General features: G+C 54.6%; 21 protein-coding genes and 2 pseudogenes. 9 read left to right on the forward strand and 14 right to left on the reverse strand.

Annotated elements, in window-relative coordinates; genetic code table 11:
- Positions 1–270 precede the first annotated feature (270 nt).
- The 10 genes and pseudogenes from AB7933_RS00845 to AB7933_RS00890 all read right to left on the reverse strand — a co-directional run bounded on the left by AB7933_RS00845 (position 271) and on the right by AB7933_RS00890 (position 11,501).
- On the reverse strand, positions 271–3,414 hold the full coding sequence (locus AB7933_RS00845; RefSeq protein WP_019821281.1) for an efflux RND transporter permease subunit: 3,144 nt from the start codon (positions 3,412–3,414) through the stop codon (positions 271–273).
- On the reverse strand, positions 3,411–4,895 hold the full coding sequence (locus tag AB7933_RS00850; RefSeq protein ID WP_019821283.1) for an efflux RND transporter periplasmic adaptor subunit: 1,485 nt from the start codon (positions 4,893–4,895) through the stop codon (positions 3,411–3,413). The genes AB7933_RS00845 and AB7933_RS00850 overlap by 4 nt, the downstream gene beginning before the upstream one ends.
- Positions 4,892–6,148 carry a TolC family protein gene (locus tag AB7933_RS00855; RefSeq protein WP_019821285.1) on the reverse strand — a complete coding sequence of 419 codons (1,257 nt, stop codon included), beginning with the start codon at positions 6,146–6,148 and terminating at the stop codon, positions 4,892–4,894. The genes AB7933_RS00850 and AB7933_RS00855 overlap by 4 nt, the downstream gene beginning before the upstream one ends.
- A gap of 99 nt (positions 6,149–6,247) precedes the next feature.
- Entirely contained in the window at positions 6,248–6,589 is a 342-nt protein-coding gene (locus tag AB7933_RS00860) for a hypothetical protein (protein WP_019821287.1), read from the reverse strand.
- A gap of 74 nt (positions 6,590–6,663) precedes the next feature.
- Positions 6,664–7,602 (reverse strand): copper homeostasis membrane protein CopD, encoded by a 939-nt coding sequence (gene copD, locus AB7933_RS00865; RefSeq protein WP_019821289.1) that lies wholly within the window; start codon positions 7,600–7,602, stop codon positions 6,664–6,666.
- A gap of 3 nt (positions 7,603–7,605) precedes the next feature.
- Positions 7,606–7,989 (reverse strand): copper homeostasis periplasmic binding protein CopC, encoded by a 384-nt coding sequence (copC, locus tag AB7933_RS00870; RefSeq protein WP_019821291.1) that lies wholly within the window; start codon positions 7,987–7,989, stop codon positions 7,606–7,608.
- Positions 7,990–8,357: 368 nt separating this feature from the next.
- Positions 8,358–9,299, reverse strand: a pseudogene (locus tag AB7933_RS00875) (heavy metal sensor histidine kinase); the annotation flags it as partial.
- Positions 9,300–9,303: 4 nt separating this feature from the next.
- A complete protein-coding gene (locus tag AB7933_RS00880) occupies positions 9,304–10,266 on the reverse strand; it encodes an IS30-like element ISPpu17 family transposase (protein ID WP_004577240.1) in 963 nt (320 codons plus the stop codon).
- A 96-nt stretch (positions 10,267–10,362) separates the two neighbouring features.
- Positions 10,363–10,815, reverse strand: a pseudogene (locus AB7933_RS00885) (two-component sensor histidine kinase); the annotation flags it as partial.
- A complete protein-coding gene (locus tag AB7933_RS00890) occupies positions 10,812–11,501 on the reverse strand; it encodes a heavy metal response regulator transcription factor (RefSeq protein WP_024078225.1) in 690 nt (229 codons plus the stop codon). The gene AB7933_RS00890 and the pseudogene AB7933_RS00885, both read right to left, overlap by 4 nt.
- A gap of 205 nt (positions 11,502–11,706) precedes the next feature.
- Between AB7933_RS00890 and AB7933_RS00895 the strand changes: the two genes are divergently transcribed.
- From AB7933_RS00895 to AB7933_RS00910, 4 genes are all read left to right on the forward strand, one after another.
- Entirely contained in the window at positions 11,707–12,060 is a 354-nt protein-coding gene (locus tag AB7933_RS00895; protein ID WP_024078227.1) for a co-regulatory protein PtrA N-terminal domain-containing protein, read from the forward strand.
- 164 nt (positions 12,061–12,224) lie between these two features.
- Positions 12,225–12,761 carry a cupredoxin domain-containing protein gene (locus AB7933_RS00900; RefSeq protein WP_024078228.1) on the forward strand — a complete coding sequence of 179 codons (537 nt, stop codon included), beginning with the start codon at positions 12,225–12,227 and terminating at the stop codon, positions 12,759–12,761.
- A 93-nt stretch (positions 12,762–12,854) separates the two neighbouring features.
- Complete coding sequence (locus tag AB7933_RS00905) at positions 12,855–13,106, forward strand: DUF2933 domain-containing protein (RefSeq protein ID WP_019821297.1); 252 nt, start codon at positions 12,855–12,857, stop codon at positions 13,104–13,106.
- A 2-nt stretch (positions 13,107–13,108) separates the two neighbouring features.
- Positions 13,109–15,466: a heavy metal translocating P-type ATPase gene (locus AB7933_RS00910; RefSeq protein ID WP_024078229.1), complete on the forward strand. Its 2,358-nt coding sequence runs from the start codon at positions 13,109–13,111 to the stop codon at positions 15,464–15,466.
- Positions 15,467–15,777: 311 nt separating this feature from the next.
- Here AB7933_RS00910 and AB7933_RS00915 read toward each other — a convergent pair whose 3' ends face one another.
- The 4 genes from AB7933_RS00915 to AB7933_RS00930 form a co-directional block, all read right to left on the reverse strand.
- Positions 15,778–17,259: a DUF2971 domain-containing protein gene (locus tag AB7933_RS00915; protein ID WP_041161059.1), complete on the reverse strand. Its 1,482-nt coding sequence runs from the start codon at positions 17,257–17,259 to the stop codon at positions 15,778–15,780.
- A gap of 64 nt (positions 17,260–17,323) precedes the next feature.
- Complete coding sequence (locus AB7933_RS00920; protein WP_024078231.1) at positions 17,324–17,689, reverse strand: histone-like nucleoid-structuring protein, MvaT/MvaU family; 366 nt, start codon at positions 17,687–17,689, stop codon at positions 17,324–17,326.
- Positions 17,690–18,823: 1,134 nt separating this feature from the next.
- The gene (locus AB7933_RS00925) at positions 18,824–19,477 is read right to left on the reverse strand and encodes a hypothetical protein (protein WP_024078232.1); all 654 of its coding nucleotides are present in this window, start codon (positions 19,475–19,477) and stop codon (positions 18,824–18,826) included.
- 12 nt (positions 19,478–19,489) lie between these two features.
- A complete protein-coding gene (locus AB7933_RS00930) occupies positions 19,490–20,227 on the reverse strand; it encodes a HupE/UreJ family protein (protein WP_024078233.1) in 738 nt (245 codons plus the stop codon).
- A gap of 513 nt (positions 20,228–20,740) precedes the next feature.
- Between AB7933_RS00930 and AB7933_RS00935 the strand changes: the two genes are divergently transcribed.
- The 5 genes from AB7933_RS00935 to AB7933_RS00955 are packed head-to-tail and all read left to right on the forward strand — an operon-like array spanning position 20,741 to position 24,472.
- A complete protein-coding gene (locus AB7933_RS00935) occupies positions 20,741–21,034 on the forward strand; it encodes a metal-sensing transcriptional repressor (RefSeq protein WP_024078235.1) in 294 nt (97 codons plus the stop codon).
- A gap of 7 nt (positions 21,035–21,041) precedes the next feature.
- Entirely contained in the window at positions 21,042–22,190 is a 1,149-nt protein-coding gene (locus tag AB7933_RS00940) for a nickel/cobalt efflux protein RcnA (RefSeq protein WP_024078236.1), read from the forward strand.
- Positions 22,191–22,628: a YqaA family protein gene (locus tag AB7933_RS00945; RefSeq protein ID WP_024078237.1), complete on the forward strand. Its 438-nt coding sequence runs from the start codon at positions 22,191–22,193 to the stop codon at positions 22,626–22,628. It abuts the gene before it with no gap.
- Complete coding sequence (locus AB7933_RS00950) at positions 22,625–23,368, forward strand: TraX family protein (RefSeq protein WP_024078238.1); 744 nt, start codon at positions 22,625–22,627, stop codon at positions 23,366–23,368. The genes AB7933_RS00945 and AB7933_RS00950 overlap by 4 nt, the downstream gene beginning before the upstream one ends.
- Positions 23,369–23,407: 39 nt before the next feature.
- On the forward strand, positions 23,408–24,472 hold the full coding sequence (locus AB7933_RS00955; RefSeq protein WP_041161326.1) for an N-acetylmuramoyl-L-alanine amidase: 1,065 nt from the start codon (positions 23,408–23,410) through the stop codon (positions 24,470–24,472).
- Positions 24,473–24,599 lie beyond the last annotated feature (127 nt).

The raw sequence follows: 24,599 nt of genomic DNA on the forward strand, positions 1-24,599 counted from the left end.
GAGAGATCTAAGGGTGACGAATGCTGAGTCGGCTATAAGCAGGATGCTGTTTGTGGCTCATCGAAACGGAGTGTTCGCAGCGTTCGTTTTTCTGGCAAGTGCTGGTGGGTAATGGCACTGACCACAGCGTATGTATCGAAATTAGCGAGTTTATGCAAAAGACATAAACTTGCTAATTTCGATACATACCGCGCGTAGGACTGATGAGAACGGGCTGTGCAGCTCAAACGAGGCTGCAAGCGCAGCCCCTTTTGTATGCATTTTTACGCGTCAGTGCTTGCCAGGCTCAACGGACAAGTGTCGACGACGCATGAGGTGATAGGCCGCCGGGATCACAAACAGCGATAGCAAGGGCGCCGTAACCATACCTCCAATCATCGGGGCGGCAATGCGGCTCATCACCTCGCTGCCGGTACCGCTTCCCAAAAGTATTGGTAACAAACCAGCGATAACCACCGCAACGGTCATGGCCTTGGGTCGAACGCGCTGCACAGCGCCTTCACGAATCGCCGCAACCAGACCGCGCTCAGTGCGGTCGCCGACGTCTTCACGCTCGGCCCAGGCATTTTTCAGGTAGAGCAGCATGATCACGCCAAATTCGGCAGAAACGCCGGCCAGGGCGATGAAGCCGACCCCGGTGGCAACCGACAGGTTGAATCCCAACAGATAGAGAAACCATGCCCCGCCAGACAGTGCGAATGGCAAAGTGGCCATAATCAGCAGGGCCTCGTCAAAGCGTGCAAATGTCAGGTAAAGCAGCACGAAGATGATCAACAGCGTGGCAGGCACCACCAGTTTGAGTCGTGCGTTGGCCCTTTCGAGAAATTCGAACTGTCCTGAGTAACTCAGGCTCATGCCGGGCTGCAACTTGACCTGCTCGCTGACGACCCGGCGTAGATCGGCGACTACCGAGGCAATGTCCCGGCCACGCACGTCGATGTATACCCAACCAGAGGGCCGTGCATTCTCGCTCTTGAGCATCGGCGGGCCGTCGCTGACCTTGACCTTCGCCACCGTGCCGAGGGTGATCTGGCTCCCTAGCGGGGTGTAGATCGGCAATTGCTCCAAGGCACCGAGCGAGTCACGCCACTCCCGTGGATAACGCACGTTGATCGGGAAGCGTGCGAGCCCTTCAATGGTCTCGCCGACATTTTCACCGCCGATAGCGCCGGCCACGATGGACTGCACATCGTCGATATTCAGCCCGTAGCGGGCGGCGGCTTTGCGGTCGATATCCACATCGATATAGCGACCACCCGTCAGTCGCTCGGCCAGCGCAGAACTGACGCCGGGCACATCCTTGGCCACCCGCTCGACCGCCTGGGTAGCGGCATCAATCTCGGTCAGGTTGGTGCCGGCAACTTTCACCCCAATAGGACTCTTGATCCCCGTGGCCAGCATGTCGATTCGGTTGCGTATCGGTGGTATCCAGATATTGGTCAGCCCAGGAACTCGCACCACTCGATCCAGCTCTTCCACCAGTTTTTCCTGAGTCATACCTGGGCGCCATTGCTCCTGTGGCTTGAACTGGATGGTGGTTTCGAACATCTCCAACGGCGCCGGGTCGGTGGCAGTTTCAGCACGACCGGCTTTACCAAAGACATGTTCGACCTCCGGCACGGTCTTGATCAGGCGGTCGGTCTGTTGCAGCAGTTGCGCCGCTTTCTGCGCCGACAATCCCGGCAGAGCCGAAGGCATATAGAGCAGGTCGCCCTCGTCCAAAGGCGGAAGAAACTCGCCACCCAAGCGCGACATTGGCCATAGTGCGCTGATAAAAACCAGCAACGCGACCAGCAGCGTGATCTTCGGTCGTCGTAAGACTGCATCCAGAGCCGGCTGGTAGATCCGGATCAGCCACCGGTTCAACGGGTTCTGTTGTTCACTGGGAATTCGTCCCCGAATCCAGTAGCCCATCAACACCGGCACCAAGGTCACTGACAATCCCGCCGCTGCGGCCATGGCGTAGGTCTTGGTGAAAGCCAGCGGGCCGAATAGCCGCCCCTCTTGCGCTTGCAGGGTGAACACCGGAATGAACGATAGGGTAATGATCAACAAACAGAAGAACAGTGCTGGTCCAACTTCAGCCGCCGCTTCGGTCATCACGTGCCAATGACGTTCACCCTTCAGTTCCTCCCCCGGATTGGCCACGTGCCAGGCCTCAACCTTCTTGTGCGCGTTTTCAATCATCACCACGGCAGCGTCGACCATGGCACCGATGGCGATGGCAATTCCGCCTAGGGACATGATGTTGGCGTTGATCCCTTGATAGCGCATCACGATGAAGGCGATCAGCACCCCCACCGGCAGGGAGATGATTGCCACCAGAGATGAACGCAGGTGCCAGAGGAAGATGCCACACACCAACGCGACGACGATGAACTCTTCGAGCAGTTTGTGGCTGAGATTTTCCACCGCGCGGTCGATTAGTTTGCTGCGGTCGTAGGTGGTGACGATTTCCACCCCCGCCGGCAAGCTGCTTTTCAGTTCGTCGAGTTTGGCTTTGACCGCCGCAATGGTCTCCCGAGCATTCTTGCCGCTGCGCAAAATCACCACGCCACCGACGGTCTCGCCTTCACCGTCGAGTTCAGTAATGCCACGCCGCATTTCCGGTCCCAACTGAATGGTGGCGACATCGCCAAGGGTCACCGGCACACCGCCCGATCCCAGCTTGAGTGGGATCGCCCGAAAATCATTGAGCGTTTTCAAGTAGCCGGAAGCCCGCACAATGAACTCGGTCTCTGCCATCTCCAGGACGGCACCACCGGTTTCCTGATTGGCCTTGCCGATCGCGTCGGCCACCTCGGCCTGCGTGATACCGAAGCTGGCCAGTTTGAGCGGATCAAGCTGCACCTGGTACTGCTTGACCATGCCACCCACGGTGGCCACCTCGGCAACGTTGGGCAGAGTCTTGAGTTCGAACTTGAGGAACCAGTCCTGAAGTGCACGAAGTTGCGCCAGATCGTGTCCGCCATTGCGATCTACCAGCGCGTACTGGAAAATCCAGCCCACTCCTGTCGCATCCGGCCCCAACGCCGGTTTGGCGCTGGCCGGCAAGCGACTTTGTATTTGGCTCAGGTACTCCAACACCCGCGAGCGGGCCCAATACAAGTCAGTACCGTCTTCGAACAGCACATAGACAAAGCTGTCACCAAAGAAGGAGTAGCCGCGCACGGTCTTGGCGCCAGGCACCGAAAGCATGGTGGTGGCCAACGGATAGGTCACCTGGTTCTCGACGATCTGCGGTGCCTGTCCCGGATACGGGGTGCGGATGATCACCTGAACATCGGAGAGATCCGGCAGCGCATCGATGGGCGTGCTCTGCACCGACCAAATGCCCCAAGCCGTGACGAACAGTGTCGCCAGTAGCACCAGGAATCGGTTGGCCACTGACCAACGAATCAGGGCAGCAATCATAGCTGGCCCCCTGATTTCCCTAGACGCTCAACACGCAAGCCATCGTCGGTTTGACTCACTGCAATCCGGACCTTGTCGCCCGTTTTGAGGCCCTGCATCAGCGCCGGATTGGCGAGCGGGAACGTCATCGTCATGCCAGGCATGCCCAGCGTTTTGAAGGGGCCATGGGCGAGTGTGACTTCTTTGTCGTTGATCTCAACGATCTGCCCATCCGCCTCATGAAAACTGGAGGCTGCTGCGCTGGGTGGTGACTGTTCCTCTGAGTTTGCAACGATACCCTTGAGACTGGCCTCCGAGTCGAGCAGGAACTGGCCAGAGGTAACCACCTTCTGGCCCTCTTCCAGACCTTTCAAGATCGCCGTCTTGCCATCGTTTTCCTGCCCGATCAACACTTCAACAGGACGATAGCGGCCAGCGTCTTCAGCGAGCATCACCAGGGCACGTCGACCGGTGCGAATGACGGCCTCGCTCGGCACCCACAACACACTTTGCTCCGTTGAACGATTGAGGCTCACTCGTGCGGTCATACCCGGCCTGAGACGGCCTTCTGGGTTAGGTAACTCGACGCGGACGCGAAGGGTGCGGCTATCCGGATTGGTTTCCGGAAGAATCGCGCTGACGACGCCCTTGAGCACAACCCCAGGGAACGCGGGCAAACGCGCCTCTGCCGCTTGCCCCATGAGGATCGATCCAGATTCAGTCTCCGGAACGGCCAGGGCCAGCCAGACGCTACTCAAACCATTAACGCGTGCCAGTGTCTCGCCGGCGGCCACCGTCATACCCTCGCGCACATTGAGCTCTTGCAGCACACCACTAATAGGGCTGGTGAGGGTCAGGTTTGGTTGGACTTTGCCACTGCGCTCTACTTGAGCAATTGATGCCGCCGGCATCCCGGTGAGCCGCAAGCGCTGGCGAGCCGCTGCCAGCAAGCCCGCATCGCCACTGCGCTTGAGTGCGAGAAACTCCTCCTGAGCCGCAGCCCACTCAGGTACAAGGATATCCGCCATGGCGGCATTGGCTTTGATCACGTCGCCAGGAGCATGGGCATACACGCGCTCGACGAAACCCGCCGTACGGGCTTGAATGACGGCGACGTCCCGCTCGTTGAAAGCCAACACACCGACAACCTCCAGACTCGAAGCAAACACACCTCGACTGACGGTAGCCAGTCGCACACCGAGATTCTGAGTCAGGCTTGGATCAATGCGAACGGATGCGCTGTCCCCTTTGATGTCGGCGTACTGAGGGACCAACTGCATGTCCATGAAGGGCGACTTACCCGGCTTATCGAACTTTTGCTGCGGGGACATAGGGTCGTACCAATACAGTACTTTGCGTTCGTCCAGAGAGGGGAGGCTCTGCTCTGGGGCTGCACCAGGTACTTCGCTCATGCCCTGCTGAGCGAACCAGTAACCACCGGCAACACCCAATACCAGCGAGAGGCCTACCAGCAATGCCCCGTTCCACTTTCTAAGGTTCATTGGCTGGACTCCCCGTAGGCGAAATACAGGCGCGCGCTGGTCAGCGCTCGCTGCTCTTCCACATCAATCTGCTTGAGACGGGCTTCGATGAGCTCGCGGCGGGCGGCGACAACGGAGCTCAAATCGCCTTTGCCGGACCGATAGCTGGCCATGCTGAGCTCGACCTTTTCCTTGGCCAAGGGCAATAGGCTGTCCTGGGTTCGATGCACGGCACGATTCAGGCGTTCATAGTCGGCCAGCTCGTCCTCCAGTTGCTGGGTATGCTCGCGTGACAGCGCTTCGCGCTCAGCCTCAAGCTGGTTGAGTTCAGCGTGTTTGGCCGCAATCTTGGGGTTTTGCCGAGAATCAGGAAACAGTGGTAGATCCCAGGAAAGTTGCACGCTGACCATGTCGCCGAACTGTCGACCACGATGCTGATAGTCGACTTCCCAGCTCCAATCCGACTGTTTTTCCGCCTCGGCTTCACGGACCTTGGCTTGCGCTTCGCGGGTCATAGGCTCAAACGCTGCCAATTCTGGGTGATGTTGCAGCTTATGAGAGTAGCCAGAGGCTTCGACAGGCCATTCAGGCAAGCTGCCCACAGGTTTGTCGTTGGCGGCCGGGCCAATCCAGCGCTTCAGAGCCGCTCGGGCCTGCGCTCTCTGGCGAATCAGATCGTCCTGCTGCTCTTCCAGTTGTGCCGCTTCCTGTTTGGGCGTTACTGCATCAGCAGGTTGAGCGCGGCCGCCGGCAATTTGTGCACGGACGGTATCGGCCAGCAGACGGTTTTCTTTGTAGAAATCCTGGAACAGCGCGTCTTTACGCTCAACGGAGAAGCTGTTGATCCAGGCCAGCGCCGTGGCCTGACGAACCTTTAGACGTTCGACCCGGCGCTCAGCTGCGGCGCGGTTAATGGCTGCATCAGCGACCTCGATGCGGGCTTTGCGCTTGGCACTGTTGGGCATCTCCTGACTGACTCCGACCATTTGCATAGTCATGAAGTCCTGATCGATGCTCCAGCGATCCGGACCGCCAATGGGGTAGTTCTGTACGCCTAGCAGCAACTTGGGATCGGGTAGTTCACCAGCGGGGATGGCCGCACTACTGGCAGCCTGAATTTTCGCGTCTTGTGCAGTCAGCGACGGCGCATTGTTTTCAGCCAGCTGCAAAGCTTCATCGAGTGTCAATGCGGCAGCGAGACTCGGCAATGCCAGTACGCTTGCCGCCAGGCCGGCCACGAGGGACCACCCTGTGCAATAGCACTTGGAGTTCATGTTCACGATTCCTGTGATGATCCACTGCGCGCTTCATCAGACATGCACGCAGATATGCCATCCCGCTAACGCGGAATGAGGCTGAGTGTGGTACAGGAATCAAGTGCGGGGCGGTCGCCATACCCCTGACGGGGTTTGTACTGGATGGGAATCTAGGGAGAAGGACAGTACGAGGGGGCTGGATAAGGTGATAGGAGGCTTGATGATGGAGACTTGCAGCATGCCACCAGTCTTGCACTCCTGGCCTGGCTTACAGGGTTTGCCGTGCTCGGTGGGACTTTTCATGTCATGGCAGCAGTCTTGACCCATGCCGTCCATCATCGCCATGCCCATGGTTTTCATGGGGCAGGGCTCAGTCGGCGCCTGAACACCCGCCATCCCGCTGAGGGGGAGCGCCAGGCTAATCAGGAAAATCAGGCAAAACCGTAGGTAGCGTTTCATGGGCTGGAGTGTAGCCGGTGGAAATGGCCCTTACAATTCACCTTCTAGACTCCTTAGTCGGCTGTCACCAACCTCTATTCCGCGCTCATTTCCATTTCCGGACTTAAAGTGCCTAACCATGCGACAAGACAAATTATGACGACTGCCATTAAAAACTCGAGTGTCATGCTGCGGCGCAAGGCATTGACTGCGGCAGAGTATTCTCCATTTCGAACTGACCGCTCCAATACCGGACTTAGGTGAAAGCGGTTCAGCGTGGCTAAAACGATCATCCCAGCAAAGAGCAATATTTTCAAAAACAGCAGCTGGCCATAAGTACTGAGCATCACTTCATCGAGGTGTGGGCCAACGATAAACAGGTAATTTACTACGCCCGTAACGCTTATGATCGCAACAATCACTCCGCCGGCCGACTCAAAACCAGTCAGTACCCGTGCAAGAATTTGAGCTTCTTGTTCGCCCTTTAGCGATTTCAACCGCAGCAGTAGAGCGAATGCCAATAGAGCGCCCAACCAGCCACCTGCGGCTAATAGGTGGAAAATGTCGGTGATGAAATGCCAGTAGCGTCGACTGCCCTCATCCATGGCGCCGTGCCCTGTCCATGCCAACGTCGCCAACGCAATCGCTCCGCATACAGTGACGATCCAGAGACTGGGTGTTGGAAATCGCTTGTTCAACGCGACGCCAATAATTGCCATCACCAAGGCAGCTATTCGGACCATCCAGGTCAACCCGACGTCAGTCCCCATAAGGACCATTTCAAAAATATGACGATGTAGCTCCATAAGCTCCGACACACCGCTCATTGCTTTCGCAAGCAACAACATCGCGGCAAGGGACAGAGCTACACCTGCAACGGAAGTACCGTAAAGAAGCGACTCAAAATTCAAGACCGTGCCCGATACTCTTTCCTTTCCCCTGAGGCTGTACAAGCCGAAAATTGCCAATCCGAATAACAGCATCAGGTCGAAATAAAGAGCAAAGCGAACCACAATATTTATTGAGTCGCTCATAAATCATTTCACTTTAAATGAGAAGTTGCCGGTGATCGGGTGAGTGTCCGAGGAGACAGCACGCCATTCGACTTTGTAGGTACCGGTGGTCAAAGGTGCTGCCGGTGTAATCACCATCGTTTTCGGATCACCGCCACCAGCGACGGCGGCCTTAACACCCATTGGGGAGTTCGGCATGCCAGGCATATCGGTCATGATTAGTTTTGCACCGGAAAACTGAGTGGTGAGATTCTCAGAAAAGTGCAGTTCAATTTTCGAAGGGGCCGCCGCATTCGAGCCTTCTGCCGGAGTGGAAGAAAGGAGCTTTGGATGTGCTTGAGCAACTGCACTCAGAAGCAAACCAGCGGTAAGTGCAACAGCTACGGTCGTAGTTTTAAGGAATGACATGCAAGACTCCTCACAGCAAGAGCTGTTGATTCGAGGTTTGTTTGGAATATCTAATTTTTACTTTTCGATTCTTGTTAAAACCACTGATGATTAGCTAGTAGCCTCCGTGTTCTAGGTCAGGTTGAACACGAGAAACTCACTAGGCCCCAACGTCACAGTGCAAGAACACGATGCCACACGAACGCAAACTGTTCGATTACATTTCAGTCAGCTTGACGCGGTGTTTGGCCTCGAATTGGCGGGCGTAGCGAGACTTAAAGACGAGACCGCGTGCCCCAGATACTAGGGTTTTCACTCATTCAAAAATAACGAAAGTGGACGCTGGGCGCAGGCTGAGAGATCGCCGTTGATCACAAATACGCCGTTGTTCAGCTGACCTCCAAGTCAACACTAGGAAACTCTAGATGAAAGGCCGTTTTCCCGTCACATGACGTACACCAGATTTTGCCATCATGCGCCTCAATAATTGATCGGGTAATCGACAGACCTAGCCCTGCGTTGCTTGGACTCCCTTCTCGCCGCGCTGGGTCCACGCGATAAAAACGATCGAAAAGCTTTTCAAGATGTTCGGGGGCAATGGGTTCTCCGTGGTTCTCCACGACGACCAATACCGACATCTCCTTCTGGAGGATTTCGACACTGATCGTCTTCCCTTCAGAGGTGTAGCGAAGCGCGTTAGAGAGCAGGTTAGAAATGGCTCTGTGGAGCATAAGGACATCGCCTCGGACGCTGCCCCTTCCTGAAACCTTGAGTTGAATCCCTCGCTCATCAGCCAAAAGGCGGTAGTACTCAAGCAATTTTTCCACTACTTCCACGAGGTCTATTGGTTTGTTCTCGTGTGTGATCAGACCGTTGTCAGATTTCGCCAGAAAAAGCATGTCATCAATCATCCGACTCATACGCTTCAAGTCATCAAGATTTGAGTACAGGTTGTCTTCGTAGTCCTCAATATTCCTTTTTCTTGAAAGCACCACTTCGGTGTGGGTCATCAAGTTGCTCACGGGGGTCCGTAGTTCGTGGGCAATGTCTGCGGAAAAGTTCGATAACCGGACAAATGCATCGTCGAGCCTGGACAACATTGCGTTAAACGACAGCACCATTTGCTGAAGCTCTTTGGGAACGGGTGCTAAGGGGATGCGCTCTTTGAGTGATTTTGCTGACATTGAGGCAGCGACCCGCGTGACCTGGCGAATGGGCCGCATGCCACTGCTTGCTACCATCCAGCCGAGTGCAGCACTGACCAATGCGCTGATCACCAACCCTATCCAAAACCATCGTTCAAGCGTCTCGAAAAAGGACATATGCTGCCTGAATTCAACACATAAGTGCAACGCTCACCCCTGTATGCACTTCGTACGGCGTCTTCCAGCCCAAGCGCTTGCGCGGGCGTAGATTGATCCTCGCTACTGTCCGATTGACGGCTTCGACGGTCAGCTTGCTGAAGTCGCTGCCCTTGGGGAAATACTGGCGGAGCAGACCGTTGGTGTTTTCATTGGTGCCACGTTGCCAGGATGAATAGGGGTCTGCAAAAAAGACCTGGCACTGGCTCCGTAGCGCGATGCGTTCATGCCCGGCAAACTCCCTTCCGTTATCCAGCGTCAGCGTGTGAGCGGCATGGCCCTGAAGCATCAGATTGATCGCCCGCGTTACCTGCCGGCGCGTTCTGCGCTTGACCGGATAGGCGCTCAGATAGCCGCTTTTGCGATCAACCAGGGTCACCAGGTTACCGCCCAGTCCATGTACCGTATCGCCCTCCCAGTCCCCCAGGCGCTCGCGGCTTTCGACCTCGGCTGGGCGTTCACTGATTGACACGCGATTACGCAGCTGCCCGCGCCGATCGTGGCTTCCATAGCGTTTCCGGTAGCGCTTTCGGCGATGTCGCAGATAGGTATAAAGCTCACCACCGGCGCGCTGTTCGGCGGCAATGAACCGATAAATCCACTCATGGCTGACCGCCCGGCTTGGCTGCTCCTGCTTCAACCGCTGGGCGATCTGCTCCGGACTCATGCCATGCTTGAGCCACACCGGGAGATGATGGCTGAGCCATGTCGCCGGCTTGCAAAACTTGCGCGCACCCGCTCGACGAGCATCACTTTCATGGGCCGCAGAAACAGCCTTGTAGATATTCTGGGTGCTGTTGCGGCGAACCTCGCGACTGATCGTCGAGGGATGCACGCCGACCCGCTTTGCAATGCTCGCCTGGCTCTCTGCGGCGCTCAAGCCAGCCTCAATCTGGTAACGTTGTCCCTGAGTCAGCTGCCGGTAATGCGTAGTCATCTGCGCTTGAATCCTTCGGTGTGAGAGCCTGGATTCTACCGGTGGCTGGCTCTCTGCCTCTCGTTTCAAGCGTTGCGCTTATTCTATGAATTCAGGCTGAGTAACGTCAAAGATCAAAATGACTGTCAACGGCTTGTCTTGCCCCGTCACAACGGCTTGTGCCGTCACTCCACGGAACATCTGCCCTTGCTCCCGCCACTCCCAGACGTTGTTGTTTGTGGTTGTGCGGAACTCCTTCGGAATATCTACCGGACCGGGATCAGCAAACAGCAGCTTGCCGTCACCATCGATTATTAGGGCAGTCAAATCACGGTGAGCCCCCAGCAGCGCCTCCAGCTCAGGCTTAAATTCGCTGAGTTGATCGATGCTGTTCAACCCGGACAAAATTCTCTGGGTCGAGTGGAGCTTTTCGTTCAATGCCTGCTGATCCAGCATCTTAAAGTGATGCCGACTGAGGTTATTGAAACTGAGTCCGGCGACCGTAAGCACGGCCGTTACCGCGAGCATGAACATCAGACTCATACGGGTCGTCAGGGACATTCGGTTCATTCCGACTCCGAATCAGGCGCGTCGAGCATGTAACCCATCCCCCTAGAGGTATGAATCAACTTGACCTCAAAGTCGTCATCTATCTTGGCCCTCAACCTTCTCACTGCAACCTCGATAACGTTGGTATCGCTGTCGAAGTTCATATCCCAAACCTGGGAGGCGATAAGTGACTTTGGCAGCACCTCCCCTCGACGTCGTAGCAACAGCTCAAGCAACGCAAACTCTTTGGCCGTAAGGTCTATGCGTTTACCTCCACGAATGGCCCGACGCTTGAGCAGGTCCACCTCCAGATCAGCCAGTTTCATATAGGTTTGCGAGGGAGCGCCGTTACCCCGACGCAGCAACGTTCTGACGCGAGCCAACAGTTCAGAAAATGCGAAGGGTTTGATCAGGTAATCATCTGCACCGAGTTCAAGTCCTTTCACTCGATCTTCAACGCGATCTCGCGCCGTGAGGAAGAGCACGGGAACATCTTTTCCGGATGCACGAACCTTCTGAAGTACTTCCCAGCCATCCAGCCCAGGCATCATGACGTCTAGAATCAGCAGGTCATAGGCCTCGCTCAAAGCGTGCTGTAGCGCCACCTTGCCATTGGTAAAGCGATCCACATTGAACCCCGCCTCCGTGAGTCCTTGCTGCAAATAGATACCTATTTTGGGTTCGTCTTCAGCAACCAGAAGTCTCATGAGGGTGGCTCTCGGATAATGATGAAGCGCAGTCTGCAACGAAACACGCCAGCCAACCAGCAACTGACAGAAAAGTAATATTGGCTTCAGGTAGATGTCAGCGAGCGCTGTCTAGGGTTCAAGCATGAGTACTTCCTGGTGCTCGACCGACTCTTCAGCATGAAACGTTAGGGAGCCGGAAAACAATTCCATAAGGAGTTGCCCCATGAATCGCCTGAAAATGCTGTTTTTTGTGAGCTCGATACTCGTCTCAGCTTCTGTATGGGCTGAAAGTGGCGGAGACCGGGTGATAGAGCGTATGGAAGGCCTGCGCGACAGGGCTGAAGCCGTACTGATCCAAGCTGAAAAAGCCCCTGAAGGACAGCGTCATGTCCACATGGCCGAGCATATGAAAATGCTCGGCGACATCATGAGCCAACTCCATAAAGATCATCCAGACGCCTCAATGTCACCCCAGCAGCACCTGGCCTGGATGGAAAAGCACGACAAAATTGTCGACGACGTTTTGAGTCAAATGCAACGCGAGCACAAGCTGATGCTGTCAGAGAACCATCAGTAAGCAACTCCCTGAAAAGAGCTTTTTGAACAGTCCTGTTAAATGCGGCGTCATCTGGACGCCGTATTTATTTCGAAAACTGACAGAAATGTAGTGTTCAGGTCAGTTAACTGGCAGCTCCGCATCATTAGCATAGCCAGTGTTTCCCACTTACTCTCGAGGTCACCATGAAAGCTAAGCTCGTTACCCCTGTCATCGCAGCAATCACTCTACTCTTCGGTGCTACGGCTATGGCCAGCGCAGGGCATGGGAAAGAGGACATCGGCCAGCCTGGAGTCGCCTCTGAGGTTACCCGTACGGTGGAGGTCGAGATGGGCGATATTTTCTTCAAACCTGAAAGCATCGACGTAAAGCCTGGTGAAACTATTCGATTTGTCCTTCGCAATGAGGGTTCGCTGCTGCACGAGTTCAACATCGGCAAAGCTGCTGCTCACGCAGCACACCAAAAAGAAATGGCAAGCATGTTCCAGAACGGAACGCTTAACCCCACAGGTACCGGGAAAACGATGAGCGGTATGGGCCACAGCATGGGTGGAATGAAGATGGTCGGAATGGAGCACAACGACCCGAACAGCGTCCTGATTGAGCCTGGCGCAACCAAAGAGCTGATCTGGACCTTCAACAACAGCACTGGGCTTCAGTTTGGCTGCAACGTGCCGGGGCATTATCAGTCAGGGATGGTCGGTCAGTTTGACCTGAAATAAGCCAGAGCTGGCTGCTAACACCGCTTCGACGCAAGAGTTGGCTACGCTCTGTCGCAGAGATCACAGCAATGCTCACACAGTGGGGTTTAGATCATGAATAACCATCAGCATCCGGATGGAAACACCACCGCACCATTTTGGAGGCGCAAAACAGGCGTTGTACTAATCATGCTCATTGCGATTGGTGCCTTTTACGTTTTGCGGGAGCATTTCAGCCACGTTTATCCATTTTGGCCTTATCTGATTCTGTTGATCTGTCCATTGATGCACTTTTTTGGACATGGACATGGCGGACATAGCCATGGCGATCAGGCAGCAACCCACAAGGACGAAAAAGGGGAATAGCCATGCCTACCATATCGAGCCACCACGACCACAGTCACGCCCATGCTGCTCCGCTCAATGACGATGATCTACGTGACCCGGTGTGCGGAATGGCAGTCACTTCATCAAGTAAGTTTGGTGAGTCTTATCAGGGACAGACATATCAATTTTGTAGCCTGAAATGCCAGGAGAAGTTTCGAGCTGATCCTGAACGCTACAGCGGTAATGTTTCGAGCGCCGAATCCCGCGTCACCTCTTCAGAGTCTGCGGTACAAACAGGCACTGAGTTTACCTGTCCGATGCACCCGGAAATACGCCAGCCCGGACCCGGCAACTGCCCTAAATGTGGCATGACATTAGAGCCGGTCATGCCCACGCTCGATGAAGAAGAAAATCCTGAACTCCGGGATTTCGCCCGCCGCTTTTGGTGGTCGCTGCCATTAACCGTGATAGTGACAGTGCTCGCCATGGCGGGACACTCGTTACAACTCCTCCATGGCTCGATCCAAAACTGGATCGAGCTAGCTCTGGCGACACCGGTGACCTTATGGGCAGGTTGGCCCTTTTTTGTAAGGGGCATAGCCTCTATTAGAAATCGCAGTCCAAACATGTGGACTCTGATTGGTTTGGGTACCGCCGCAGCCTACCTTTACAGCGTCATGGCAACGCTCTTACCCCAAAGCTTTCCCGCCACCTTCATGCAAGATGGACGTATCGGCGTCTACTTCGAAGCCGCCGCGGTCATCATCTCGCTCACCTTGCTTGGGCAGATTCTTGAGCTCAAAGCCCGATCGCAAACCTCCGCCGCCATTAAGTCCCTTCTCGGTCTATCGCCCAAGACCGCACGCCGGATCAATGCCGATGGACAGGAAGAAGACATTCCTCACACACATGTCCACCTTGGAGACCATCTGCGGGTCAGGCCTGGTGAAAAGGTGCCAGTTGATGGCTCAGTACTGGAAGGTGAAAGTGCGGTGGATGAGTCCATGCTCACTGGCGAGCCAGTGCCGGTAATGAAGAGAGCTGGAGATAGCCTGATCGGTGCCACGCTGAATACACATGGCAGCTTGGTAATGGAGGCGCAGAAGGTCGGCGCCGAGACCATGCTGTCACAAATCGTACAGATGGTCGCTCGGGCTCAGCGCTCCAAAGCACCAATGCAACGAATGGCCGACTCTATTGCTGGCTACTTTGTGATGGGTGTTATCGCGATTGCGATACTGACATTTGTCGGCTGGGGGCTTTTTGGCCCTGAGCCCAGTTGGGTGTTTGGTCTGATCAACGCTGTCGCCGTGCTGATCATCGCTTGTCCCTGTGCGTTGGGTCTTGCTACGCCCATGTCGATCATGGTTTCGACAGGTAAAGCAGCCAGCATGGGTGTGCTGTTCAGGGATGCCAGTGCCATCGAAAACCTTTGCAAGATCGACACGCTGATTGTCGATAAGACAGGCACCCTGACAGAGGGTCGGCCAGTGTTTCACAGCGTGGAGGCCACACCAAGTTTCAATCCCCACGATGTTCTTCAGCTGGCTGCCAGCCTTGATCAGGGCAGCGAACATCCCTTGGCTCATGCAATCGTCGATCACGCCCGAACCGAGAACATTAAGCTCACCAAGCCAGAATCCTTTGAGTCTGGTTCAGGTATCGGGGTCAGTGGCATCGTCGATGGCAAGAAGATCCAGCTGGGGAACACCGCGTTGATGGAAGCCGCAGGCGTGAACACCAAGCCCCTACAAGTGCGTGCAGAGTTGTTGCGTCTTGACGGCATCAGTATCATCTACCTCGCAATCGACGGGGTATTGGCAGGGTTACTGGCAGTATCAGATCCAATTAAGCCGACCTCCAAAGAAGCAGTCACCAAGCTCAAGGCTGATGACATCAAAATCATCATGGCTACTGGCGACGGGCTCACCACCGCTCGGGCTGTCGCCAGGGAGATGGGGATTGAAGAAGTCCACGGTGAAGTGAAACCTCAGGACAAAGAGCGTCTGGTCGCAGACCTCCAGCAATACGGCCGGAAGGTCGCCATGGCTGGTGACGGTATCAACGATGCACCGGCCCTGGCGCGAGCAGATGTGGGCATTGCCATGGGGACAGGGACTGACGTTGCGATGAATAGTGCGCAACTCACGCTGGTAAAAGGCGACCTGATGGGGATTTTACGAGCAAGGGCACTTTCGGTCGCAACAGTAAAAAACATGCGGCAAAACTTGGGTTTCGCCTTTCTTTACAACTCGATGGGTATTCCCCTTGCCGCAGGCTTGCTCTATCCACTGACGGGACACCTCCTGTCGCCAATGATCGCTGCCATAGCCATGAGCGTCAGTTCTGCATCTGTAGTTTTCAATGCATTGAGACTGAGGAATACCCGAATTGACTGAGCTTCAATTGCGAAATTGCAGCGCAATTGACCATGCGTTTGCATACGACCTGACCAGTCATTTGCATTTGACTGACCACCGATTGCAGAGGATTGGACCACCCAGACATCAAAGCTGAGAGGCTCATAACGACGCAAAGGAGACATTACGATCGTTGGCGGGAAGATCGCTGTTCCAATGGTTAGAGCGTGCACCCTCTACTCTTATGACCGCACAGCGATAGGCGCCGATTACAACCGTCGATAAATACTCGGCAGTGGCCGGCCCCGATGCCTGATTCCAACTTGCGGAAGAAGTGGAGAATCTGCGAGCTAGCTTTCAGCTGATGAATCGCCAGGCTCAGTAGAGCCACCATTTATATCAGCATCGTGTATTGAAACAGGTAATAAGCCATGTTGGATACTTTTCGTTTCCGGATCGTAATAGGCCTGGTAGAACTGAAACTCTTCACGGCCTTCACGTTCACAGTGGGCCTTGATAATCCTAATAGCTTTGAGTTTGTACTCCAACGGCGTCTTGATCCCAAAAATGACGCCCTCCAAGCTTGAAAACCGATACTTCAAAACTCGATGCTTTTTATCTGTGATGTCCATGCCGGAATTAAGAACCAAGCGGTACTCTTTTTCGGACTCCCACTGAGGAAGCGTTGAGGTCAAAGCGAAATCAAGGTTATTCCAGTGCCTCTCTCGCAGATCACTGGAATCAGTTTTGTACCACTCGCTAGTGGTACTCAGATTTCCTTGGCCATCGTTGTACCAGAAGCCACCTAATGCCTCGTTTGGGACGTTGCCTAATGATCTGAAGAAATCTATTTCCGAGTGTTCTCGATCGTAGAAAACTTCCTTGAACTGCATATTCTGGAAGCCATAAATGATGCCGCTATGACCAAGACCTATCGGCTTATTCATTTCAAGAGATAGTGCTTGGTCTTCACCTGAGACCCTATATTTCAGGCAGATGCCTTTGTGATTGTCTCCGTAGCTACCCCAGATGGCGGAGTTATTACACTCCTTCATAAAGCAGGCTACATACCATTTCGGGTGCATTAGCTGGTCGATTTGATCTAGATATCGAGGAGCAAATGCCGTTATTAGGTCATACACACCGTAATGATCATTGATCCATACGTGCGCAGCCTTGATGGAGAACGCCGAGGTTGTGACAGCAATCTGCCTGTATGACTCAAAATCACGATGCTGGCCATCATCTGCTTCGATATTTGATATTATCTTCAGATGAAAGTCACTGTCCCCTAGTGGGTCTCCAGGATTCTCAGGATGATGTGCACCGGTTAACTCGTACTTGTAACTTACTGAAAGTACGATTGTTAAGAAGCGCGTATGCAGAGAACTGAGGTAGAGCAACAACTGTGGCTTGTAGTGTTTTCTCTCGGCTTTAGAGAGTGCCTTGATGTACCCCTGAAATATCTCACTACTTTGGAGCAGGTAATCCATTTCCTGGAAAGCAAAGAGGTACACACCCCGGAGATTAGCAGGATACTGGCCAATTGGGAGCTCATTAGGAAGTGGCACGCCGCTCATTACCGCGTCATCAATCTCCCAGCTTCGAAGCGCTAGTATCAATAGGTAATGCCTAAAGAAATTCGCCCAGACGATTTCATCACCCGCCCAGTAGATTTCCTTGTACCCCTCTAGAGGATCGTTCAATTGCTCAGGCGGTGCGAAGTAAATCTCAAGCTTCTCAAGCTCACCGGGCACAGCCTCCTTGGTCTCGGTGGCGTCTTTTCCGAGCAGACGATCCGCTGTCCTGAACCTGTAGAGATGTCGATCCATGATTACCCCGCATGTGGCTACGAAAAAGGGCCCCACCGGGCCCTCATTTGTACTCAAACCGATCTTACTGAGTGCGCCAGGACTCAACAATGTCCGCGCCGAATTCAGTTTTCCATTCCTTGAGCTGGCGATGGTTCCCGCCCTTGGTCTCGATCAACTCGCCCGAATTTGGGTTTTGGTAGATCTTGACGTCACGTGCTTTGCGGACACTTTTCGGGGCAGCGGTAGTAGAAGCACGGCTTGCTGCCTGGGGATCGAGGAGAGCGATGACGTTGCGGAGGCTATAACCGTACTCGGCAAGCAAAGCCCGCAGCTTAGTTTCGAATTCAACTTCTTTTTTCAGGCCTTCGTCGCCTTTCATGGCTTCAAGGGCAGCGAGTTGTTCGGCCAAGTGTTTTTCGAGTTGACGGAACTCAGCAAGACGGGACATGAGATGACCTTTATAAAATGATTGAGCAGTATACGAATTGACAAATCTAGCGCAACAACTGAGATCTTAGAAATATCAGGATTAATCGCTATCCCCATGTGATCCGCTTAGCGACCAACCTGGCACGTAAATTATGCTCTTTGAGGCTTTTTCGATTGGTGTAGTGTGTTCGTCGAGAATCACGCTGTCCCTCTCGATTTTCCGTGGCCGGAAGGTGCTTTACTAAGCCAAATCCAATTTGTACAAACATTGGCGTCTTAACTTTCGGCTTTCGGACTTTGGGAGCTTTCGGTTTTTTGATCCGGTGTTCAGATCCTACCGACGTCTGAGGGGGAACATAAGGCGCAAATTGTGGGTATAGATCCTCAAAAAGCTGAACCTGCGCGGATACTGGAGTTACCCTAGTTACCCCGACCTCACCGGACTTGCGCCTAAAGTGATCGTCAGACGAATTCATTCTAGCTACAAAGTCCAGAATCGTCCCCCGAAGAGACCGCCCTGTCACAATGCGACGATGAATTCGTTTCCAGCCATCTTTCAGATTTCCCCTGGTCACGTCCCACTGCTCTGGTGACGAGAACCCCAGCTGTTTCGCGAACTCTATGTAATCTGGTGGTAAATCGTTTGCCATGTCCTTAGCCTCCGATTTTACAAGCATCGATGATGGCATAGAAGAATCAAGGGATGCTATACCAGTTCTGTCGAGAGCCTATCCGTTAGGTAATTGCACAGACTTGCCCAGCCATTTGCATTCGATTTGACCAGTAATTTGCTTCGGATTTGACCTGCAGGCTTCGTGGCCATGACCGGCAGAGGACGACCCAAAGCAGTCATTTGTTTGCGGGATATAGGCTAGAACTTTTCGTCATGCAGAAAAACGAGGCCGCAATCGCGGCCTTGTTTTTTTAGAGTGTTACTCGTGCGAATGTCCGTGCTCAGCGCTCTCGGAGGTTGTGCCTTTCTCACCACCGCCGCATGCCGTCATCAAGCCCAGGAAGCAGAACAGCAGCACAGAACGAATCAGAGTGGTTGGGGATTTCATGGGAATACTCTTCAAAAGTGGATGAAATAAATGGTCTGTGGTCAGGCTGAAGTCCGCGTTTTCGGCAGTAGGACAGCCGTCTCTGTGTCGGATTACTGTTTGACGTTCAGGTAATCACCACTCGTCTTCAACGAAATGGTCACGTCGTTATTGCTGCGATTACGCCAAAACCAACCATGGGTGCCGTCAAAAATGGCGGTGAATTCGCCTTTATTACTTTTGACCTGCTTGCCCTTGTTGTAGCTGTGGAAGTAACCCTTTTCACCGTTGTAGGGCTCGCCATGGGTGTCGTAGTTCACAAGCCCACCAGCCGCTGTCCATTCATAACTCACAGTCTTGTTCTTCAGCACTTCCAGTTTGATCTCTGTCCCTTCACCTGGTTTGAGCGTGACGGTCATTTGATTCGTCTTCATGGCTGGGGTCGGTGCCGACGCTGATTGGGCCACAGGTATTGCAGCAGGTTGGATTTGCGCAATCTGCGGAGCTGGAGCTGGAGCTGAACTAGGAGCTAATGCTTGCGGCGGCGCTGTATCCGCCAACGCCTCTTGGGCAAGGATGATCTTCAATTCGCCCATTTGGGTCAGACCCAGTGCGCGGCCCACACCCGTAGGATCAACGGCGTATTCCGAAGGCATGACAACGGTCATCAGCAGGCCAATAGCAGTCAGCAGTGCAATGACAGTCGAACGAACCAGTTTGCGAGTGCTGGGCAATTCATTAACAGTTGGAAGCGGAGTATTGAACATGGTCAGAATTCCTTAGGCGGAGATAAACAGGCCGGTGATCTGGTAACCCATCAGCAGGAAACCGGCACTCATCATGGCGACGTTGGCGGTATAGGCGTGGCGCCAGAAACTGGCGGTGCGCCGCCAATACCCCATCAGAATGAGAATCGCACTAAGGGCCAGCAACTGGCCGATCTCGACGCCGACGTTGAACGCAAGCAAGTTGGGGATCAGCCCGTCGGGCGAGATCTCGTACTCCTGGATTTTGGTGGCCAGGCCGAAACCATGGAGCAGGCCGAAAATCAGCGTGGCCACTTTGGTATTGGGTTGGAAACCGAACCAGCGCTGGAACGCGCCCAAGTTATCGAGTGCCTTGTACACCACCGAAAAACCGATGATGGCGTCGATGATGTACGAGCTGATGCTGATCTCGGTCAGCACGCCCAGCAGCAACGTCACCGAGTGGCCTACCGCGAACAGTGTGACGTAGAGCCCCACATCCTTCAGGCGGTAAAGGAAGAAGATCACCCCGAACAGAAACAGCAGGTGATCGTAGCCCGTCATCATGTGCTTGGCGCCCATGTAGATGAAGGGCAGCAACATGACGCCGGAACTTTCCTGGATAAAGCCCTTGTCACCTTCCGCGACGGCGTGAGCCATCGCCTCGGGCATCCCGAGGAAAAGTGCAGCGACAAGTAAAAACAACAGCAGTAGCGGGCGGTGCGATGGCGCAGTGAATGCGCCCACGCCGCTCATCGAGTGCGAATGCATGGATAAATCCTACGTTGGAGGGATCAAAGGCCGCTGCGCGGCCATGGTCAGGATGCGAACGAAGGACGGGGTGGACGCTTGATCAAGAATATCGGCGGAGGGGGAACTGCATATTGCGGGGCATCAACCCGCACCGATAGCTTGGGTTGTTCGGCCAAAATCAACAGTGAAGTGAGCTGCGGTGTTTCGTGCTGATGGTCAGGGGTCAGCGGGGAGTGATAGTGATCCGAGCAGCTCGCACACGACATCTCAGTCAGCTCTTCATGAGAGTGATGGGCGTCTTGCGCAACCTCCCAAGCAGGCTGTTTCGACGTCACTGACAACGTATAGGTATGCCCAGCCCAGGCCACAAACATGGCGAGGACAAGCGCGAATACCACCGTTGTTGTCAGTGTTCTGCTGAACATCGTGATCGGGCTTCAACTCGTTTTTCAGGGCTTTGATGCGTTTGACCGCATCCCCTAAGGGGGGATAGGATGCCAGCGTAATTCATTAAGGCCCGAGGCTCAAGTCATGAGTGAAAACGAACACAGCCATCCCCACACTCACCAAAGTCACGAGGCGATCATCAAGCGTCTCAAACGGGCGGACGGCCATTTACGCGGCATCATCACCATGATTGAAGAGGGGCGTCAGTGCGTGGACATCGCTCAGCAGCTGCATGCGGTCGAAAAAGCCGTATGTCAAGCGAAGCGCACGCTCATCCAGGATCACATTGATCACTGTCTGGAGGACACAGTCTCAGCCTTGAACAATGGCGAGCGCGCACCGTTGGAAGCCTTCAAACAAATCACCAAGTACCTCTAGGTCTGACATGCCCAACTTTGCTGAACTGCTGCAACAGGGCGGTACACACGCCTGGCTGTATTTCCCGAGCGCTATCTTGCTCGGTGCCTTGCATGGCCTGGAACCGGGCCATTCAAAAACCATGATGGCCGCTTTCATCGTGGCCATTCGTGGTTCGGTTAAACAGGCCGTTTTGTTGGGTCTGGCCGCGACGCTGTCGCACACCGCCGTGGTGTGGTTGGTCGCCATCGGCGGCATGTACCTGGGCAAAGGTCTGGACGCTCAAACCACTGAGCCGTACTTCCAGCTTGCGTCCTCTGCACTGATCATCGTAGTTGCTCTTTGGATGCTGTGGCGTACCTGGCGCGGTGAGCAGATGTTCAAGTTCGAGCAAGGTGATGACCACCACCACGGTGAGCATGACCATGGCCATCATGATGAAACCCATCGAATCGATACCGGCCACGGGCGCATCGAACTGTCGATTTTTGAAGTAGGTATGCCACCGCATTGGCGCCTGAAAACATTGACCGGACACGCTTGGGCTACATCGGATGTTCGCCTAATGACGACTCGTCCGGACGGCAGCACTCAATCGTTCTCTTTCGTCGAGCGCGAAGGCTTTCTGGAGTCGGCAGTCGATATCCCGGAGCCTCATGAGTTCAGTGCGCGCTTGAGTCTTGGGCATGCGGGCCACTCCCATGATTACGATCTGGCGTTCCAGGAGCATGATCACGGGCACGCGCATTCCGAACTGGAAGGTCTGGAGTTGTCAATTGATGGCTATCAGGATGCGCATGAACGCGCACATGCCAACGATATCCGTAAGCGCTTCACGAATCGTGAGGTGACCACGGGCCAGATCGTCATGTTCGGTTTGACGGGTGGTTTGATTCCTTGTCCGGCTGCCATCACCGTTCTGTTGCTGTGTCTTCAGGTTAAAGAAGTCGCGCTGGGAGGCATACTCGTCCTGTGCTTCAGCATCGGCTTGGCGATCACCTTGGTGGCGGTGGGAGCTGCTGCGGCTATTGGTGCTAAACAGGCTTCCAACCGCTGGCCGTGGCTGGGCACCGTGGCTCGTCGTGCACCGTACCTGTCCAGCGTGTTGATAATCGGTGTTGGTCTGTACGTAGGCTTCCATGGTTGGATCGGCTTGAGCGCCCAAGGCGTCGTTTAAGTGTTCGAACTCGCCAGCTATTTTGGTCTATTTCTGGCGGCATTCGGTGCCGCCACGTTATTGCCCATGCAGTCTGAAGCTGTGTTGGTCGGGATGTTGCTCTCCAACCAATACGTTGCTTCTGCGCTATTGGCGGTCGCCACCTTCGGCAACGTTCTTGGCTCTGCGCTGAACTGGATTCTGGGTCGCTCTATCGAGCGATTTCGCTACAAGCGATGGTTCCCGGTGAGCGAGAGCAAGCTCGAAAAGGCCCAGCAGTCTTACCTGCGCTACGGGCGCTGGTCGTTGCTGCTGAGCTGGGTGCCCATCATTGGCGATCCGCTGACGGTCGTCGCCGGAGTCATGCGCGAGCCATTCTGGAGTTTCCTGCTGATCGTCACCATGGCCAAGGGCGTGCGTTATCTCTTGCTGACCGCCGTCACACTGGGGTGGACATGACGACTGCTCATACAACCCAGCATTCCTCACTCAAGAGCCGAAGCAGTAGCCTGGATCTGATCAAGTGGCTGGCGATGCTGACCATGGTCATCGATCACTTGCGGTTGGTGTGGCCGGAGATGAGCAATCTGTTCATTCTGGGGCGGCTTTCCTTTCCGCTGTTCTGTGTCGCCATTGCTGCCAACGTGGCGCGCTCCAAACCGGGCGAATTACTGACTGCCGCGAATGGACGCTACCTCGCCTTGATGCTGGTGTTCGCCGCCATTTCAGAAGTGCCTTATCGCTATATCAGCACCTCGGGATCATTCAACGTGTTGGTTACCCTGGCATTGGGGCTGGTGATTGCCTGGGGATGGCAACATCGCACCTTGTTGAGCAGCGCTATGGCCTTGATGGCTGCCGCGATTGCCTACGTGCTGGATGACCCGTTGATGTACGGGCTATACGGCGCGCTCGTTCCTGCGGCTGTCTTGTTAGCGATCAAGAGGCCCGGTGCTCTTTGGTTGCTGCCAGCAGTTCTATGCCTGTTGAGCAACACCCGCAGTAGCATCGTGACCAGGGCTATGGATCTTGAAATTCACTCATTGCTGGCCTTGAGCACTGCATTTGCCGCTCCGCTGATCGGACTCTGGCTGCTGCATCAGAAGTTCACCTTCAACGTCTGGCCGGTGCGGCAATGGGGCTACTGGTTTTATCCGGGACACCTTGCCGCTCTGCAAGCTCTACGGTTCTTAATCTGAATGGCAGAGAAAGGACTCTCCCCAAAAACGGTAAACGAGATGCACAGACGTTCATTACTCAATCTATTTTTGGCCGGTTTTGCCTTTGCTTTACCTTTGGGCTTACAAGCCGCACAAGTCCTAAATGTTCGGCTATGGAACACCGACGACAAGCTTCGGCTGGTGCTAGACCTAAGTGGTCCAGCACAGTACAAGACCTTCTCCCTGACGGCGCCGGATCGGTTGATTCTCGATCTGATGGGAACCAGCCTTGCCTTTGATTTGAGCAAACTGCAACTGGGTAACATGCCAATCCGCGCTATACGTTCAGGGCCTCAAGGTACAGGAACGCGGATTGTCCTGGACCTGATAGGTCCCGTGCAGTTGAATACCTTCATGCTGGCACCTGAACAGGCACAGGGGCATCGCTTAGTGCTGGATATTTCCAACTCGGCATCCCCGGCAATACAGCCGGCTGCACCGCAGGTTGTGCTTAATGATTCGGCTCATCCAAAGCGCGACATCATCGTCGTGGTAGACCCAGGGCATGGCGGTAAAGACCCTGGAGCAGTCGGGGCCAATGGCGAGCGGGAAAAAGATGTGGTGCTATCAATTGCTCGGCAGTTGGCCAAACGGATCGAGCGGGAAAAGGGGTTTACCGTGCGACTCGTACGCGACAGCGATGTTTACGTACCGTTACGCAAGCGGGTGGAGATTGCTCGCCAACACAATGCCGATATCTTCATTTCCATACACGCGGACGCCGCGCCTCGGCGCACGGCCTCCGGAGCGTCGATCTATGCGCTATCGGAAGGTGGAGCCACGTCCACTACTGCGCGCTGGCTCGCGCAGAAGGAGAACGGCGCCGAGTTACTCGGTACGACCAAAAGCCTCGCACTCAAAGATAAGGACCCCATGCTGGCAGGAGTGATTCTCGACATGTCGATGAGCGCTACAGTCGCAACGAGCCTGGAACTGGGCCACTCCGTACTGAGAAGTTTGGCGGGCATCACCACTTTGCACCAGAAGCGTGTGGAGCAGGCGGGCTTTGCCGTACTTAAGTCGCCAGACGTACCGTCAATCCTGGTTGAAACTGGATTCATCTCTAAGGATGGTCTGAAGTAGTTGTGTATTTCTGGCTGACTTCAGCCCCTGCCGATTTTAAAAGCGGCAAATCGATCAAAAACGCTCAGATCACCCGCTTATTTCTGTGTTTTTAGCCGCCGCGAGCACCTCGCGGCAGCCATTTTCC

This window comes from Pseudomonas gorinensis, assembly GCF_042015035.1.
Taxonomy (GTDB): Bacteria; Pseudomonadota; Gammaproteobacteria; order Pseudomonadales; family Pseudomonadaceae; genus Aquipseudomonas; species Aquipseudomonas gorinensis.